We start from the raw sequence: 15,114 nt of genomic DNA, 5'->3' as shown, positions 1-15,114 counted from the left end.
TTTGGTTTCCAAAGGCCTTTCGGCCTTTGGTGGGGGAGTTTGAGGGGGCAAAGCCCCCTCAATGCCGTTGTTATTCCGCGACCTCGACCCAGCGCAGATAGGGCCGGTCGGCCTTCCAGCCCTGCGGGAAGCGCTTCGCCGCGTCTTCGTCGGAGAGCGAGGGCACGATGATGGCCTTGCCGCCCTTCTCCCAGTTCACGGGCGTCGCGACCTTGTGCTTGTCGGTGAGCTGCAGGCTGTCGATCACCCGCAGCACCTCGAGGAAGTTGCGGCCGGTGCTGGGCGGGTAGGTCAGCGTCAGGCGGACCTTCCGCGCGGGGTCGATCACATAGACCGTCCGTACCGTGATGGAGGGATCGGCCTCCGGGTGGATCATCCCGTAGAGCTGGGAGACGTTCTTCGAGGGGTCCGCGATCATGGGGAAGTTCAGGGCGTGGCCCTGGGTCTCCTTGATGTCCTCGGCCCAGGCGCCGTGGCGGTCGAGCGAGTCGACGGAGAGTCCGATGACCTTCACGCCGCGCTTGTCGAATTCCGGCTTGAGGCGGGCGGCCTCGCCGAGTTCCGTCGTGCAGACCGGGGTGAAGTCCTTCGGGTGCGAGAAGAAGACCACCCAGGAATCCTTGGCCCAGTCGCTGAAGCGGATCGGGCCGGCGGTGGTCTCGGCCTCGAAGTCGGGCGCGACCTGGCCGAGCGTGAGGGGAATGCCGGTCTGAAGCGTCATGATTTTTTCCTTGGTCTCAGTGGAACAGTTGCAGCAGCGCGATCAGCGCAAAGGCCGCCAGCGTCATGAGCGAGACGTCGCGCGCGGGCAGCCAGGGCTCTTCGGGGAGTTCGTGGTCCTCCGAGACGGAGGGCCAGTCGTCGTTCACCCAGGCAATATCGTGGCGGGCGGGAATCTCAGGCGCAAGCATGATGAACCGCTCCGATGACAGGCGTAACGCGATGGGACAGCAGGCCCACGACATCGCCGATGACGACCAGGGCCGGGGTCGGCAGGGCGGCGCGGCGGGCGTCCAGGGTGCATGCGCCGAGCGTGGTGCGCAGGCCAGACTCGCCGGGCAGCGTGGCTTGCGCGACGATCGCGACCGGCGTGGAGGCTGGCAGGCCCCCGGCAAGGAGGCGCAGCGTCAATTCGTCGAGACGGGAGAGGGCCATGAAGGCGGCGATGGTGCCGCCGGTCCGGGCCAGAGCCTCCCAGTCCAGCGCCGGCAGCGCGCCCGTCTCGTCATGGGCGGTCACGAAGGTGACGGCCGAGGCGGTGCCGCGATGGGTCAGCGGAATCGCCGCCGCGGCCGGCGCGGCGAGGCCCGCGGAGATGCCGGGGATCACGCGCCAGGGGATGCCGGCGGCCTCGCAGGCCAGGACTTCCTCGCCGCCGCGGCCGAAGACGAAGGGGTCGCCGCCCTTCAGGCGGACCACCCTCAGCCCGGCGAGGGCGCCCGCAACCAGGCGGGTGTTGATCCTGGCCTGGGGGACGGGCGCCGCGCCCTTCCGCTTGCCGACGGCCACGATCTCCGTGCCGCTCCGGACATGGCGCAGGACCGCCCGGCCGGGGAGGGCGTCGTGCAGGACGAGATCCGCCTGCTCCAGGGCCCGGACGGCCTTGAGCGTCAGGAGATCCGGATCACCGGGGCCGGCGCCCACCAGCCAGACCTCTCCGGGAGGGAAGCTCCGGCCCGCTAGGGCGGATGCAAATTGAACGGTCATATTTTGTTGATATCCGCGAATGGCGCTTGATGAGACCGTATAATCGTGATTTCACGGTGTCCAGTACCATCGTAGGGAATGGCGATGAAGCCCACCGGCGCCGAAACCATCAAATCCGAGAGCGCGGGCCTGCGAGGGCCCATTGCGGCTGAGATCTCGTCTGAGGCCGCACGTGGCGGCCTCTCAGAAGCAGCCTATACGCTGTTGAAATTCCATGGAACCTACGAGCAGTTCGACCGCGACACCGCGACCGCGCGCAAGCAGGCCGGGGAGGACAAGGAATGGTCCTTCATGGTCCGCGTCCGGGCTCCGGGCGGGCGGCTGACCGCGGCCCAATGGATCGCGTTGGACGATCTGGCCGGTGAATTCGCTGATGGAACTTTACGGCTGACCTCGCGCCAGGGCGTTCAGTTTCACGGAATTCTGAGGGAAAACCTCAAAAACAGCATCGCGGCCGTGGATGCCGCCCTGCTGACGACCCTCGCCGCCTGCGGCGACGTGGTTCGCAACGTGGTCACCACACCGGCGCCGCGGCGGGACGCGATCCACGCCCGGCTGGAGGCCGAAGCCCGGCGCCTCTCCTCAGCCCTCCTGCCGAAGAGCCGGGCCCATCACGAGATCTTCCTGGACGAGGAGCCCGTCGGGACGCAGGACGAGCCCCTCTACGGCCCCACCTACCTGCCCCGGAAGTTCAAGATCGGCCTGGCCCATCCGGACGACAACACGCCGGATGTGCTGGCCAACGACCTCGGCTTCGTCATGCAGACCGATTCGGCCGGCGGCATCACCGGTTGGATCGTCACCATCGGCGGCGGCATGGGCATGACGCACAACAAGCCCGCGACCTATCCGCGCATCGCTGACGCGGTGGCCCTCATCGGCCCGGACGAGGTGCTGGAGGTGGCCGAGGCCGTCGTCCGCCTCTCGCGCGACCATGGCGACCGCTCGGACCGCAAGCACGCCCGGCTGAAATACGTCCTGGCGGAGCGCGGCGTGGAATGGGCTCGCGAGCGGCTTTCGGCCGATCTTGGTCGTCCGCTTGCGCCGCCACCGCCCTTGCCTCGCTTCGAGATCCCCGACCATCTCGGCTGGCACGAGCAGGGGGACGGCCTCTGGTGGTTCGGTCTGCACGTCCCGGCCGGGCGCGTCGCCGACCATGGCGAGATCCGCCTGCGCACGGCGCTGCGCGAGGCCGCCTCGGTGCTCGGCGCGAACCCGATCGCGACCTCGATCCAGGACGTCCTGCTCACCGACATCCGGCCGGAGGACCGCGCGGCCCTGGAGGCGCTGCTGCGCTTCCACAACGTGCCGCTGCCCGAGGCCTTCACCCAGGTCGCCCGCAACATGATCGCCTGCGTGGCGCTCCCCACCTGCGGCCAGGCACTGGCCGAGGGCGAGCGCGTGCGCCAGCCGATCCTCGATCAGGTGGAGACGGAGCTCTCGCGCCTCGGCCTGCGGGGCGAGCGCGTCAGCCTGCGCCTGACCGGCTGCCCCAATGGCTGCGCGCGGCCCTATCAGGGGGATATCGGCGTCGTCGGGAAGTCGCCGGGGATGTACGTGGTCTTCGTCGGTGGGGACTTCGCGGGCACGCGGCTGAACTTCCCGATCGCGGACAAGGTGCCGCTGAACCGGGTCGGCGCCACCCTCGCGCCGCTGCTAGGCGTCTGGGCGGCCCAGCGCGATCCGGGCGAGGGCTTCGGGGACTTCTGCACGCGGCTCGGGGCCGAGGCCTGCCGCGCGGTCCTAGTGCCGGCGGTAGCCGCGGAATGAGAGGGGTGCGAGGGGGCTCCGCCCCCTCCCGCTCCCCCGCCAGGGCTTTTGGCCCTGGACCCTAAAAATATTGGTTTCCAAAGGCCTTTCGGCCTTTGGTGGGGGTTGGCCGCGAAGCGGAGACAACGAGGGGCATAGCCCCTCAATCTTTCCTTCAGAAGCGGTACCGCACCGAGGCGCCGACGACGAAGGGGTTGATGTCGGCGCGGGCACGGATGAATCCGCTGTTCACGCTGACATCCGGCTGCATCAGGATCCACTTGGCGTCGAGGTTCAGCAGCCAATTCGGCCGGATCTCGTAGTCCACGCCGATATTGGGCGCGACGCCGACCGAGGGGTCGATGCGCACGCGGTTCACGGGCGCCGTGAGCCGCCCGCCCTCGCCGTAGAAAAAGGTCACGTTCAGGCCGAGGCCGACATAGGGGCTGATCCGCGCGCGCGGCAGCGGGTGGTATTGCAGGGTGAGCGTGGGCGGCAGCGCCCAGACGTCGCCGAGCCGGACATTGCCCAGCGCCGAGTTCCGCACGCTCACATCGTGCTGCGTGCTGGCGGCGATCAGGTTCAGCGAGATGTTCGGCGTGAAGAAATAGCTCACGTCCAGCTGCGGGCTGGCGCTGTTGCTGGCGGTCGGCGTGCCGCCGATCCGGTTCACGTGGCCGCCATTCGTCGGCAGTACGCCGATGGCGCCCAGGCCCACCACGATGTCGCCCGCCTGCTTGCCCCGTGGCGCGTCCTGCGCCGAGGCCGCTCCCGCGCCCAGTGCCAGCATGGCCGCCGCCACGTATCCCGCGATCCGCATTGTTCCAAAGCCTTCAGATGCCGCAGCCCATCGCTGCAGCATCGACTCTGGGCCTGGGAGCGGTGCGGCGCCCTGAGCTAAATCAGTCGGTTGGCATCACTCCGGGCGGATGTTGGCGCGGTCCACCACGGTCTTCCAGCGCGCGATCTCCGCGGCCTGGAAGCGGCGGAACTCGGCAGCGCTGCTGGCCACCACGTCGAAGCCCACCTGGTTGAGGCGCTGCACGCTCTCCGGATGGCGCAGGGCCTCGATGGCCGCGGCCTCCAGCTTCGCCAGGACCGGCGCCGGCACGCCGGCCGAGGTCATGGTCGCCTGCCAGGAGGTGACGACGAAGTCGTCCAGCCCGACCTCGGCGGCCGTGGGCACGTCGGGGATGGTCGGGTTGCGCCGCTCGCTCGTCACCATCACCGCGCGCAGCCGCCCTGCGGCGACATGGCCGGCGATCGAGCTCAGGTTCTGGAATGTGAGCTGCACGTCGCCCGCCACCAGCGCCGTCCCCGCCGCGGCGCCGCCCTGGTAGGGTATATGCGTCACGTCGGCATTCGTGCGGAGCTTGAAGAGCTCCATGGTCATGTGCTCGGAGGAGCCGACGCCCGAGGTGGAGTAGGAGGCGTTCGCTCCGTTCGCACGCAGCCAGGCCATGGTGCCGGTATAGTCCGTCGCCGGGATCTTCTGGGGGTTGATCACCAGCACGTTGGGGGTGGTCACCGCCAGCGTGATGGGGGCGAAATCGCGCTCGGGGTCGTAGGGGAGGTTGGGGCGCAGCGCCTTGTTGATGGCGAAGACGCTGATCGCGCCGGTCATCACCGTGTAGCCGTCGGCCGGCGCGCGGATCATGGCCTGGGAGGCCACCGCGCCGGTCGCGCCCGGGCGGTTCTCCACCACGACCGGCTGGCCGAGGATGCCGCCCATCTTCGCCGCCATGACGCGCGCCGTGATGTCCGAGGGGCCGCCGGCGACGAAGGGGACGAACATGGTGACCGGCCGCTGCGGCCAGTCGGCCTGCGCGCGGGCCGCGAAAGGCAGCAAGGCCGGAGCGGCGAGCAGGGCGCGACGGTGCATTCTCATGATTTCCTCCTGAACTGGCGTCCACATTGCCCAAAGCCCCCGGCTTGTCCAGGCGCGCGTCAGCGGCTCAAATCCCGCGCGAATCAGGAGCTGCCGAGCGCAATGTCCATCGACCTCGAGATCGCCCGCGCGGCCACCCTCGCCCCCATCGCCCAGATCGCGGAGAAGGCGGGCATCCCGGCCGAGGCGCTGGAGCCCTACGGCAAGTACAAGGCGAAGATCGGCCTCGACTTCGTGGCGCGCACCCGGCACGACCGGCCGCTGGGTAAGCTCGTGCTGGTCACCGGCATCAACCCGACCCCGGCGGGGGAGGGCAAGACGACCACCACGGTCGGCCTCGGCGACGCGCTGAACCTTATCGGCAAGAAGGCCATGATCTGCCTGCGCGAGCCCTCGCTCGGGCCCTGCTTCGGCGTGAAAGGCGGGGCGGCGGGCGGCGGCCATGCGCAGGTCGTGCCGATGGAGGACATCAACCTCCATTTCACCGGCGATTTCCACGCGATCACGGCGGCGAACAACCTGCTGGCCGCGATGCTCGACAACCACATCTACTGGGGCAATTCGCTCGGCATCGACGCACGCCGGATCACCTGGCGCCGGGCGCTGGACATGAACGACCGGGCGCTGCGCGGCATCGTGGGCTCGCTGGGCGGGACGGCGAACGGCTTTCCCCGCGAGGACGGCTTCGACATCGTGGTCGCCTCGGAGGTGATGGCGGCCTTCTGCCTCGCCTACGACCTCGCCGATCTGCAGGGCCGGCTCGGCCGGATCATCGTGGCCAGCACGCGCGACGGGAAGCCGGTGACGGCCGCCGACCTCAAGGCCGACGGCGCCATGGCGGTGCTGCTGAAGGACGCGCTGGCGCCCAACCTCGTGCAGACGCTGGCCGGCTCGCCGGCGCTGGTCCATGGCGGGCCCTTCGCCAACATCGCCCATGGCTGCAACAGCGTGATGGCGACGACGCTCGGCCTGCACCTCAGCGACGTGGTCGTGACCGAGGCCGGCTTCGGCGCCGATCTGGGCGCGGAAAAGTTCCTGGACATCAAGTGCCGGCTGGCGGGCCTCGCGCCCGATGCCTGCGTGATCGTGGCGACCATCCGCGCTCTCAAGATGCATGGCGGCGTGGCCAAGGCCGATCTCGGCCGCGAGGATGTCGGCGCTGTGCGCCGCGGCATCGCGAACCTTGCCCGGCACGTGGAGAACATCAAGAAGTTCGGCCTGCCGCCGGTCGTCGCGCTGAACCGCTTCACCGCCGACACCGAGGCCGAGATCGGCGCCGTGCAGCAGGCCATGGCCGCCCTCGGCACCGAGGCCATCCTCTGCACCCATTGGGCCGACGGCGCCCAGGGCACGGTCGCACTGGCTCACGCCGTGATGCGGCGCCTCGACGCAGGGGAGGCCAAGTTCAAGCCGCTCTACCCCGACGCCATGCCGCTCGCCGGCAAGATCCTGACCATCGCGCAGGAGATCTATCGCGCCTCGGACATCACCATTCCCGATAGCGTCGCGACCAAGCTCGCGCGCTTCGAGGCGCAGGGCTTCGGTCATGTGCCCGTCTGCATCGCCAAGACGCAGTACAGCTTCAGCGCCGATCCGACGGCGCTCGGCGCGCCGGAAGGCCATGTCCTGCCGATCCGCGACGTGCGGCTCTCGGCCGGAGCAGGCTTCGTGGTGGCGATCTGCGGGGACGTGATGACCATGCCGGGGCTGCCGCGCGTGCCGGCTGCAGAAACGATCCGGCTGGATGATGAGGGGCGGATCGAAGGACTGTTCTGACGAGGCGAGGGGCTCCGCCCCTCGCGCACCCCGCCAGGGAACCAGTCCCCTGGACCCCTTACACTTCCAGGATGCGCTCCACTGCCGCCGCGATCGCGAAGAGCCTGGCATCGCCCATCGGCTCGCCCATCAGCATCAGGCCCGCGGGCGCCTCGCCGGGAAGGTGGCAGGGCAGGCTGATCGCGCAGCGGTCGAGGAAATTCGCGATCGTCGTGTTGCGCAGCAGCAGCAGGTTGATGCGGTTGTACTCGCTCTCCTCCGCCACGGCCGCGATCGGCGGCGGCGCCAGAGGCACCGTCGGGCAGATCACCGCGTCGAAGGGCGCCGTTCGCGCGGCCGCCGCGGCGATCACCTCGGCCCGGCCCCTCACCGCGGTCAGGTAGTCCGCCGCAGTCATCTTCTCGCCGCGCAGGATCCGCTTGAGGATCAGCGGATCGTAGCGCGGCCCGTCGCTCGCGATCAGCTCCTGGTGCCAGGCATAGGCCTCCGAGGCCGTCAGCCCGCCCTTCGCATTGATCTGCGGCATGCGCTCGAGCTCGGGGATGGTGAGGTCGACCAGCTTCGCCCCCGCCTGCTCCAGCAGCGCGAGTGCCCGGGCATAGGGCCGTGCGACCTCCCCCTCCATCCCGTCCTCGACGATATTGTGCAGGATGCCGAGGCGCAGGCCGGCAAGGTTCACCTCTGGCAGGGCCGGCGCCTCCTCTGCGCCGGAGATGAAGGCGTCCAGTGCATGGCAGCAGGCCACCGAGCGAGCCAGCGGCCCCACGGAGTCCAGGGAGAAGGAGAGTGGGACCACGCCGTCGATCGGCACGCGCCGCGCTGTCGGCTTGAAGCCGACCACGCCGTTCAGCGCCGCGGGGATGCGGCAGGACCCACCTGTGTCGGTCCCAAGACCGCCGAAGCCCATGCCATCCGCCGTCGCGACGCCGGCGCCGGAGGAGGAGCCGCCGGGCAACCGCCCTGTCTCACGATCCCAGGGCGATTTCGGCGTGCCATAATGCGGGTTCACGCCGAGGCCGGAGAAGGCGAACTCGGTCATGTTGGTGCGGCCCAGCACCACGAAGCCCTGGCGCTGCAGCCGTGCCACGACCGGCGCCGTCACGGCGGCGGGCGCCGCCCCATCGCGCGCCACAGAGCCCGCACGGCTGACCTGGCCGGCTTCGTCGAAGAGGTCCTTGATGGTGATCGGGATGCCCGCGAAGCGGCTCGGTGCGCGGCCGACCAGGCGGAGCTGGTCCATGGCCAGCGCCGAATCCCGCGCGGATTTGGCGTGGACCGCGGTGAAGACCGTCGGCCCTTCACCCTCGCTCATGCGGGCAAGGGCGTCCTCGACCAGGGCGGCGGCGGTGACGCTGCCGTTCTCCAGAGCCTGGGCGGCATCAGCGATCGTTGGGAAGGCGTGGCGGGGCATCGGTCGTCCTGCGGAAGCTGGGAGCGGGATGACCGAAGGCCTGAATCCCGCGACAAAGGATGGGGCGCGACTATGCGGGCGGGGCGCGAAAGGCGGAACCCACCCCGCGCCGGAGGCCTAGCCGCAGGGCGAGGGAATCGGCTGCAGCTCGCCGAGGCGGCCGTCCACGACGAACTCGCCGAAATCCATCTTGAGCTCGTCGGCCACCCCGTTCTCGAAATAGCGCATGCTCACCTCGTAGTCGGGCGTGCCGGCGCCGCCATTCTGCCCGCTGGTGTTGCGGTCGAAGAAGGCGATACGCATGCGTGCGCTGCCGAGCGTGGCCAGCAGGGGAAAATTCGGATTGGGCTGCGGTGCGGTCCAGCCGCCGGTCATCACCGTCGTCGTGTCCTGCGCGCCGTCGGCGCTGGTGCCGTCGAAGAGCGGCGCGGTGAAGATCCGCTGGCCGGCGCGGGCCGCGGCAAGCGCGCGAAGGGTGTGGATCATCGGCAGGATGGTGCCGGCCGGCAGGTCCTCCTGCGTGTTGGCCGGTTCGGAATAGACGGCGCGGCCGCCCTGGGCCGTCAGGGTCGCCTCGCCGGCGACGCGGGACGTCACCGCCCCCTCGGTCATCTGGGTCAGGGAGAAGCGGATCGAGCTGCCGTCCTTGGCTTCCAGGGTGGAGTAGTCCGAGCTGGTCTCGATGGTGTTGCCGTCGCGGTCGGAGATGACGAGGGTGAAGCGCTGGCGAGACGCCCAGGCGTCGCAGGCATCCACCACCTCGAAGAGCATGATGCCCTCGGCGCGCACCACGGAGGCGTTGTCGCGCACGCTGTCCAGGGTCAGGCGATAGGCCGCCCGGTGCGCGAGCATGTGCTCGGTGCCGGGCTCGTTTTCCGCCATGGCGGGGGTGAGGAGGGCGACGGAAAGCAGCGCCGCCAGGACGGTTCGGATGATCATATGGCGGAGCATAGACGAGAAGCCGGCCCCTGTAATCGCTCTCGTCGTAACTCCGTGTAAGCGCTGAATTTGTCTGCTTTGTCCGGGATTCAGCCGGACAGCTTCATCAGCCCGTCCACCGCGACGCAGCCGTTCTCGCGGCAGACGAGGGGGTTGATCTCGGCCTCCTCCAGCCGTTCTCCGAGCGCGGCGACGAAGCCCGAGAAGCGCGCGACGGCGGCCGCGACGGCCTCGATATCCACCTTGGCGCTGCCCCGGAAGCCATCCAGCAGCGGGAAGGCCTTGAGGGATGTCAGCATCGCCATGGCGCCCTCGGTCGAGACGGGGGCCACATCCAGCGCCACATCCTTCCAGAGCTCCGCCTGCACGCCGCCCAGGCCGACCAGGACCATGGTGCCGAATTGCGGGTCGCGGCTGGCGCCGAGGATGAGCTCGACGCCCCGCGCCTCCATGCGCTGGACGAGCACGCCGTCGATGCGGGCCTTGGGTGCGTGGGTTCTGGCGCCATCCATGATTCGGGCGAAGGCGGCGGTGACGGCGGCCGCCTCCCCGAGGTTGAGCTGCACGCCGCCCACCTCTGTCTTATGGGCGATGTCAGGGCTGTCCACCTTCAGCACGACGGGGAAGCCAAGCGAGGTCGCGGCCGCCACAGCCTCCTCGACGGTCTTGGCGCGGCGCTCATCCACCACCGGCAGGCCGGCTGAGGCGAAGGCAGACTTCGCTGCCGCTTCCATCAGCGTGCGCTCGCCGGCCGGGATGGCCCTGGCGGCCGTCTGGGCGCTCGCATCGATCACGCCCGGGGCGGGCCTGGCGCCATGATGGTCGAACCACAGGCGGAGCGTGTTCATCATGCGCCGCGTGCTGCGGAAGAGGGAGATGTGGCTCGACGCATCCGCCGCTTCCGGCCCAGGGCCTTCCAGGCTCTCCGGCACCCAGCCGACGCAGATGGGCTTTCCCGACGCTGCGGACATCGGATTCAGCACCCGCATGCGCTGCGGCGTCGCCGTGGGGGCGGGATTGTGGTAGACGACCGGGAAGACGATGGCCGCGTATTGCTCGTCGGCGAGCATCGCGACCATGCACTCCTCGAAGGATTTCGGGTTGGTCGCCACCTGGGCCGTGAGGTCGCAGGGATTGCGCGGGCTGCCGAAATCCGGGATGGCCGATCGCAGCACCTTCTCCGTCGCCGGCGCCGGTTGCGGCAGCTCCAGCCCGGCGAATTCCGCATGGTCGGCGGACATGATGCCGGCGCCGCCCGAGGGCGTCACGATGCCCACGCCGCGCCCCTTAGTCTTGGGCGGGCCGGACTTGGCGAAGAAGCCGGCGGTCTCGAGCATGGAGTCGAAATCCTCCACCTCCAGCATGCCGGCGCGCTTGAAGCCGGCCGACCAGGCCGCGGTGCTGCCGGCCAGCGACCCCGTGTGCGACATGGCGGCCTTGGCGCCGATCTCGCCGCGGCCGAGCTTCAGCACCACGATGGTCTTGCCGAGGTCGCGCGCGATGTCGCCCAGCGCGAAGAGGCGCCGCGCATCGCGCAGACCCTCCACGACGAGCGCCACGCTGCGGCATTCGGGGATGGTGAGCTGGAAGGCCGCGAGGTCGCAGACATCGAGATCCGTGGCATTGCCGGCGGTGGCCATGTGGCACATGGCGAAGCCGCGCTCGGCCGCCTGCATCAGCGCATAGCCCAGCGCGCCCGACTGGCTGACCACGCCGACGCCGCCCACCGGAGCGGTCATTTTCACATAGTCCGGCATGAAGGTGGCGCCGACGCGCTGACGGTGGTCGCAATAGCCGAGGCAGTTCACGCCGAGCAGCGGAAAGCCGAGCGCACGCGCGCGGTCGCGCAGCACCTGCTCCTCGACGGCGCGCTCGGGAAGGTCGGTCTCGCCATAGCCCGAGGCGAAGATGGCCGCGCCGCCGCCGCCTTTCTCCGCCAGCGCCTCGACCGCGGCCATGACGCCGGGGCGGGGCAGGGCGATGACGGCGGAATCGGGCACGCCGGGAAGATCGGCGACGGAGGCGTAGCAGGGGCGGCCATGGAGCTCCTGACCGGCATATTTGGGATTCACGCACCAGACCGGCCCGTCGAAGTCGCGCATGTTCTGGACGGTGCGGGCGCCGAAGCCGGTCGCTTCGGCGGAGACGCCCACCACGGCGAAGCTGCGCGGCGCCAGCAGGCGCTTCAGGCTGTTGGGATCGCGCAGTGGTTCCACGGCAGGCATCGAGGCGTCTCTCCCTTGCGGTTGGTTCATGTCATTCGGAAGCAGGTGGAGCGTTTCGGCAAGCCCCGTGGGCCTCAGCTCATCAGCACGGCCGGAATGGCGAGAGCCGCGAAGCGGAATCCGAGCCCGGCGTGGTGCGGCGCATAGGCATGGGCGCGATCGAGCAGGTTGATGGTGCCGATGACCTCGCCGCGCCACAGCACCGGCAGGTTCAGAACGCTCTCGCAACCGAGCGAGAGGATCAGCGCATGGTCGGCGAAGGTGGCGCGGATGTCGGCGGCGTCACGGCCGATGAAGGGACGGCCCTCGCGCAGGAGCTGGCGCGTCCAGGGCGTATCCTTCACCGGCTTGCCTCCGCCGGCGGGGTATTCGGCGGGCATGCTGCTGTAGATCCGGGTGTTGAAATCGGTTGCCCGATCGTGCCGCATGATGGTGAAGAGGCGGTGACCGATGGCGCGTCGCGTCGCCTCCTCCAGCGCCCGGAAGGTCGCGAGCGGCTGGTCCGGCTCGGCCAGCGCCGCGACGACCACGTCGATCACATCATCCCCGCGAAGCCCGGCAGCCAGAGGGCGATGCCGGGAAACACCACGACCAGGGCCAGCGCCACGAACATCGCGAGGATCATCCAGACTACCCAGGGGATGGTGCTCTCCATGGTCACGCCGGCGATGCGGCAGCTCACCATCAGGTTCACCGCCATGGGCGGCGTGAACTGGCCGATGGCGATCTTCATGGTGAGGATGACGCCGAACCAGGTGAGGTCCCAGTGGAAGGCCATGGCGATGGGGATCAGCACCGGCAGCAGGATCAGGAAGGTCGAGACGCCGTCCAGGAACATGCCGATGAAGATGAGCGCGATCATCAGCAGCCCGATGGTGCCGTACTCGCCGAGGCCGAGGCCCACGATCCAGCCGGCGATGGGCTGCACGATGCCGAGCGTGGAGGTGGACCAGGCGAAGACGCTGGCCAGCGCGATGATGATGAGGATGACGGCGGAGATCTCGCCCGCCTCGACCAGCATCTCGTAGAGGTCGCGCAGCGTCATGCTGCGATAGATGAAGAAGCCGACGAAGAGGCCGTAGAAGACGGCCATGACGGCGGCCTCGGTCGGCGTGAAGGCGCCGATGCGCATGCCGCCGAGAATGACCACGGGCGCCATCAAGCCCCAGATCGCCTCCCGAAAAGCCTGCCAGACGGAGAGCTGATCGCGGTCCGGATTCTTGCCGCCGAAATCCTTGAGCCAGGAGATGATGACGATCGGCACGATGATGGCGAAGCCGGCCAGGATCCCCGGCAGCATCCCCGCCATGAAGATCGCCGGCACCGAGACGCCGGGGACCATCACCGCATAGACGATGAAGGCGATGGAGGGCGGGATCAGGATGTCGGTCGCGGCCGCGGCGGCGACGGTGCCGGCGATGAAGGGCCGCGGATAGCCGTCCTTCACCATGCTGCGCGTCACGACCTGGCCGACGGCGGCGGAGGTCGCGGGACCTGAGCCGGAGATGCCGCCGATCACCATCGCCACCAGCACGGCAACGGTCGCCAGCGCGCCGCGCCCGGCGCCGACCAGGGCGGTGGCGAAGCGCACGAGGCGCAGCGCCACGCCCGTCCGGTCGAAGACGCAGCCGACCAGCACGAACATGGGGATGGCGATCAGCGGGTACTTGGCGATGCCCGCATAGACGTTGGTCGGCATGGCCATGAGCGTCTGGTTGGCCAGGGTGATCGCGAGCGCGCCGGCGAGACCGAGCGCGACACCGATCGGCACGCCACCGAGCAGAAGTGCCAAGAACATCAGAAAGAGGACGGCGCCGATCACGAATCCTCTCCGCGCGCGAGGCGGAGGATGCGGCCTGCGGCGCGCCCGATCACCAGCAGCGCCAGCACCGGCAGCCAGACGCTGTAGAGCCATTGCGGATGGCCGAGGCCGGGGGACAGAACCTCGAAGTCGTACTCGTCCAGGACCATGCGGGCGCCGTACCAGGCGATCAGCGCGAAGCAGAGGATGAGCAGGGCCGAAGCGATGATCTCCGCGATCCGGCGACGGCGCGGGGACAGCTTGTCGACGAAATAGCCGATGCGGATGTGCCGGCCGGCCGCGGTGGCGAGCGCGGTGCCCACCATCGCCACGACCACCATCAGCGCCACCGAATACTCCTCCGTGAAGGAGAAGGAGATGTTGGTCAGGTAGCGCGTCACCACGTTGCCCGCCGTGATGAGCGCCATCGCCCCCATCGCGACGGCCAGCAGCACGCGCTCCAAGGTCAGGGGGAGGCGCGTGCGGGGATCGGAAGGTGCCGCGGTCGGGTCGAAATCCGCGGCCATCAGGCGGAGAGCCTCACGAAACGGCCCGGATGGCGGCCTCGGCCTTGCCCACGATCTCCCGCCCGACCGTGGCGGACCACTTGTCGTAGACCGGGCGCAGCGCCGTCGCGAAGACGCGCTTCTCTTCGGTCGAGAGGACCGTCACCTCGACGCCGCGGTTGCGCGCCTCGACGAGCGCGCTGTCGTCCGTGCCCGGGATGCCGAGGCCATGGCGGGCGAGGGCGATGTTGCGCCGCGCCGCCTCGATGCCGCATTCGCGGATGAGCTGCTGGTCGGCCGGGGTGAAGCCGGCCATCAGCTGCTTGTTGAGGCCGAAGATCAGCGCGTCGTTCACGTAGTTCCAGATGGTCATGTGCTTCTGCGACAGCGTGTCCATCCGGAAGGCCAGGAAGAGGTTGACCGGGTTCTCCTGCCCGTCGACCGCGCCCGTGGACAGCGCCGGCTGCAGGTCGGCGAAGGACATCTGCAGCGGGTTGGCGCCGAGGCCGTTGAAGATGTCGTTGAAGATGGCGCCGGCGGCGAATCGGATCTTCAGGCCCCGCAGGTCGGCCGGCGTGCGGATGGCCCGGCGGGAATTGCTGATCTCCCGGAAGCCGTTCTCGCCGAAGGAGACGGCGGTCACGTCGCGGCGGTCCATGATGCCGATCAGGTCGCGGCCGACCTCGCCGTTGAGCAGCGCGTCGAAGGCGCGGTGGTCGGGCATCAGGAAGGGCAGCTGGAAGATGCCGGCCTCGCGCACCTGGGGCGCGATGTTGATGGTGCTGAACACCGCGAAGTCGATGATGCCCTGGCGCATGGCCAGCAGCTCGCGCGTCTGGTCGCCGCCGACGAGCTGGCTGCCGGGATAGACCTTCACGTTGATGCGGCCGCCCGAGCGCTCGGTGATGAGCTCGGCCCATTGGAAGGCGCCCTCGGCGAAGGGGATGGGCCGGTTGCCGACGACCGACATCTTGTATTCGGCGCGGTACTGCGTCTGTGCCTTCGCGACATGCGGGGCAGCCAGCAGGGTGGCGCTGCCGCCGGCCAGCAGGGCGCGGCGGCTCGTGCTCGGGGTCATGGTCTCTTCCTCCCAGGCGGCTTTTGCGGGCCGC

Annotated in this window: 14 protein-coding genes; 2 read left to right on the top strand and 12 right to left on the bottom strand. The window is 69.4% G+C overall.

Annotated features, from left to right (window positions below):
• Positions 1-70: 70 nt before the first annotated feature.
• From AC1ROY_RS06935 to cobA, 3 genes are read right to left on the bottom strand one after another with little or no spacing between them, the layout of a single operon-like run.
• Positions 71-703: a peroxiredoxin gene (locus tag AC1ROY_RS06935; RefSeq protein ID WP_493148363.1), complete on the bottom strand. Its 633-nt coding sequence runs from the start codon at positions 701-703 to the stop codon at positions 71-73.
• A gap of 34 nt (positions 704-737) precedes the next feature.
• Positions 738-911 (bottom strand): hypothetical protein, encoded by a 174-nt coding sequence (locus AC1ROY_RS06930; protein WP_493147870.1) that lies wholly within the window; start codon positions 909-911, stop codon positions 738-740.
• Positions 898-1,707 carry a uroporphyrinogen-III C-methyltransferase gene (gene cobA, locus AC1ROY_RS06925; protein ID WP_493147868.1) on the bottom strand — a complete coding sequence of 270 codons (810 nt, stop codon included), beginning with the start codon at positions 1,705-1,707 and terminating at the stop codon, positions 898-900. The genes AC1ROY_RS06930 and cobA overlap by 14 nt, the downstream gene beginning before the upstream one ends.
• Positions 1,708-1,785: 78 nt before the next feature.
• Between cobA and AC1ROY_RS06920 the strand changes: the two genes are divergently transcribed.
• The gene (locus AC1ROY_RS06920; RefSeq protein WP_493147866.1) at positions 1,786-3,477 is read left to right on the top strand and encodes an NADPH-dependent assimilatory sulfite reductase hemoprotein subunit; all 1,692 of its coding nucleotides are present in this window, start codon (positions 1,786-1,788) and stop codon (positions 3,475-3,477) included.
• Between the two features lie 154 nt (positions 3,478-3,631).
• On the opposite strand, the gene AC1ROY_RS06915 is transcribed toward AC1ROY_RS06920, so the two are convergent.
• Together AC1ROY_RS06915 and AC1ROY_RS06910 are read right to left on the bottom strand one after the other, a co-directional pair.
• On the bottom strand, positions 3,632-4,276 hold the full coding sequence (locus AC1ROY_RS06915; RefSeq protein WP_493147864.1) for an OmpW/AlkL family protein: 645 nt from the start codon (positions 4,274-4,276) through the stop codon (positions 3,632-3,634).
• A 96-nt stretch (positions 4,277-4,372) separates the two neighbouring features.
• Complete coding sequence (locus AC1ROY_RS06910) at positions 4,373-5,344, bottom strand: Bug family tripartite tricarboxylate transporter substrate binding protein (RefSeq protein ID WP_493147863.1); 972 nt, start codon at positions 5,342-5,344, stop codon at positions 4,373-4,375.
• 102 nt (positions 5,345-5,446) lie between these two features.
• On the opposite strand from AC1ROY_RS06910, the gene AC1ROY_RS06905 reads away from it, so the two are divergent.
• Complete coding sequence (locus AC1ROY_RS06905; RefSeq protein WP_493147862.1) at positions 5,447-7,120, top strand: formate--tetrahydrofolate ligase; 1,674 nt, start codon at positions 5,447-5,449, stop codon at positions 7,118-7,120.
• Between the two features lie 58 nt (positions 7,121-7,178).
• On the opposite strand, the gene AC1ROY_RS06900 is transcribed toward AC1ROY_RS06905, so the two are convergent.
• The 7 genes from AC1ROY_RS06900 to dctP form a co-directional block, all read right to left on the bottom strand.
• Positions 7,179-8,531 (bottom strand): amidase, encoded by a 1,353-nt coding sequence (locus tag AC1ROY_RS06900; protein ID WP_493147860.1) that lies wholly within the window; start codon positions 8,529-8,531, stop codon positions 7,179-7,181.
• A gap of 117 nt (positions 8,532-8,648) precedes the next feature.
• Positions 8,649-9,470, bottom strand: coding sequence for an EipB family protein (locus tag AC1ROY_RS06895; protein ID WP_493147858.1), 822 nt, complete (start codon positions 9,468-9,470; stop codon positions 8,649-8,651).
• Between the two features lie 89 nt (positions 9,471-9,559).
• Entirely contained in the window at positions 9,560-11,695 is a 2,136-nt protein-coding gene (locus tag AC1ROY_RS06890) for an acetate--CoA ligase family protein (protein WP_493147857.1), read from the bottom strand.
• Positions 11,696-11,769: 74 nt separating this feature from the next.
• Positions 11,770-12,234: a GAF domain-containing protein gene (locus AC1ROY_RS06885; RefSeq protein WP_493147856.1), complete on the bottom strand. Its 465-nt coding sequence runs from the start codon at positions 12,232-12,234 to the stop codon at positions 11,770-11,772.
• Entirely contained in the window at positions 12,231-13,517 is a 1,287-nt protein-coding gene (locus AC1ROY_RS06880; RefSeq protein ID WP_493147855.1) for a TRAP transporter large permease, read from the bottom strand. Before AC1ROY_RS06880 ends, AC1ROY_RS06885 begins: the two co-directional genes overlap by 4 nt.
• The gene (locus tag AC1ROY_RS06875; RefSeq protein ID WP_493147854.1) at positions 13,514-14,023 is read right to left on the bottom strand and encodes a TRAP transporter small permease; all 510 of its coding nucleotides are present in this window, start codon (positions 14,021-14,023) and stop codon (positions 13,514-13,516) included. Before AC1ROY_RS06875 ends, AC1ROY_RS06880 begins: the two co-directional genes overlap by 4 nt.
• A 13-nt stretch (positions 14,024-14,036) precedes the next feature.
• Positions 14,037-15,080: a TRAP transporter substrate-binding protein DctP gene (gene dctP, locus AC1ROY_RS06870; protein WP_493147853.1), complete on the bottom strand. Its 1,044-nt coding sequence runs from the start codon at positions 15,078-15,080 to the stop codon at positions 14,037-14,039.
• Positions 15,081-15,114: the final 34 nt, after the last annotated feature.

It is taken from the genome of Roseococcus sp. GW821-FHT12F05, from assembly GCF_058806835.1.
The sequence above is the reverse complement of the archived record's forward strand: the minus strand, read 5'-3'. Positions and strand labels throughout refer to the sequence as shown.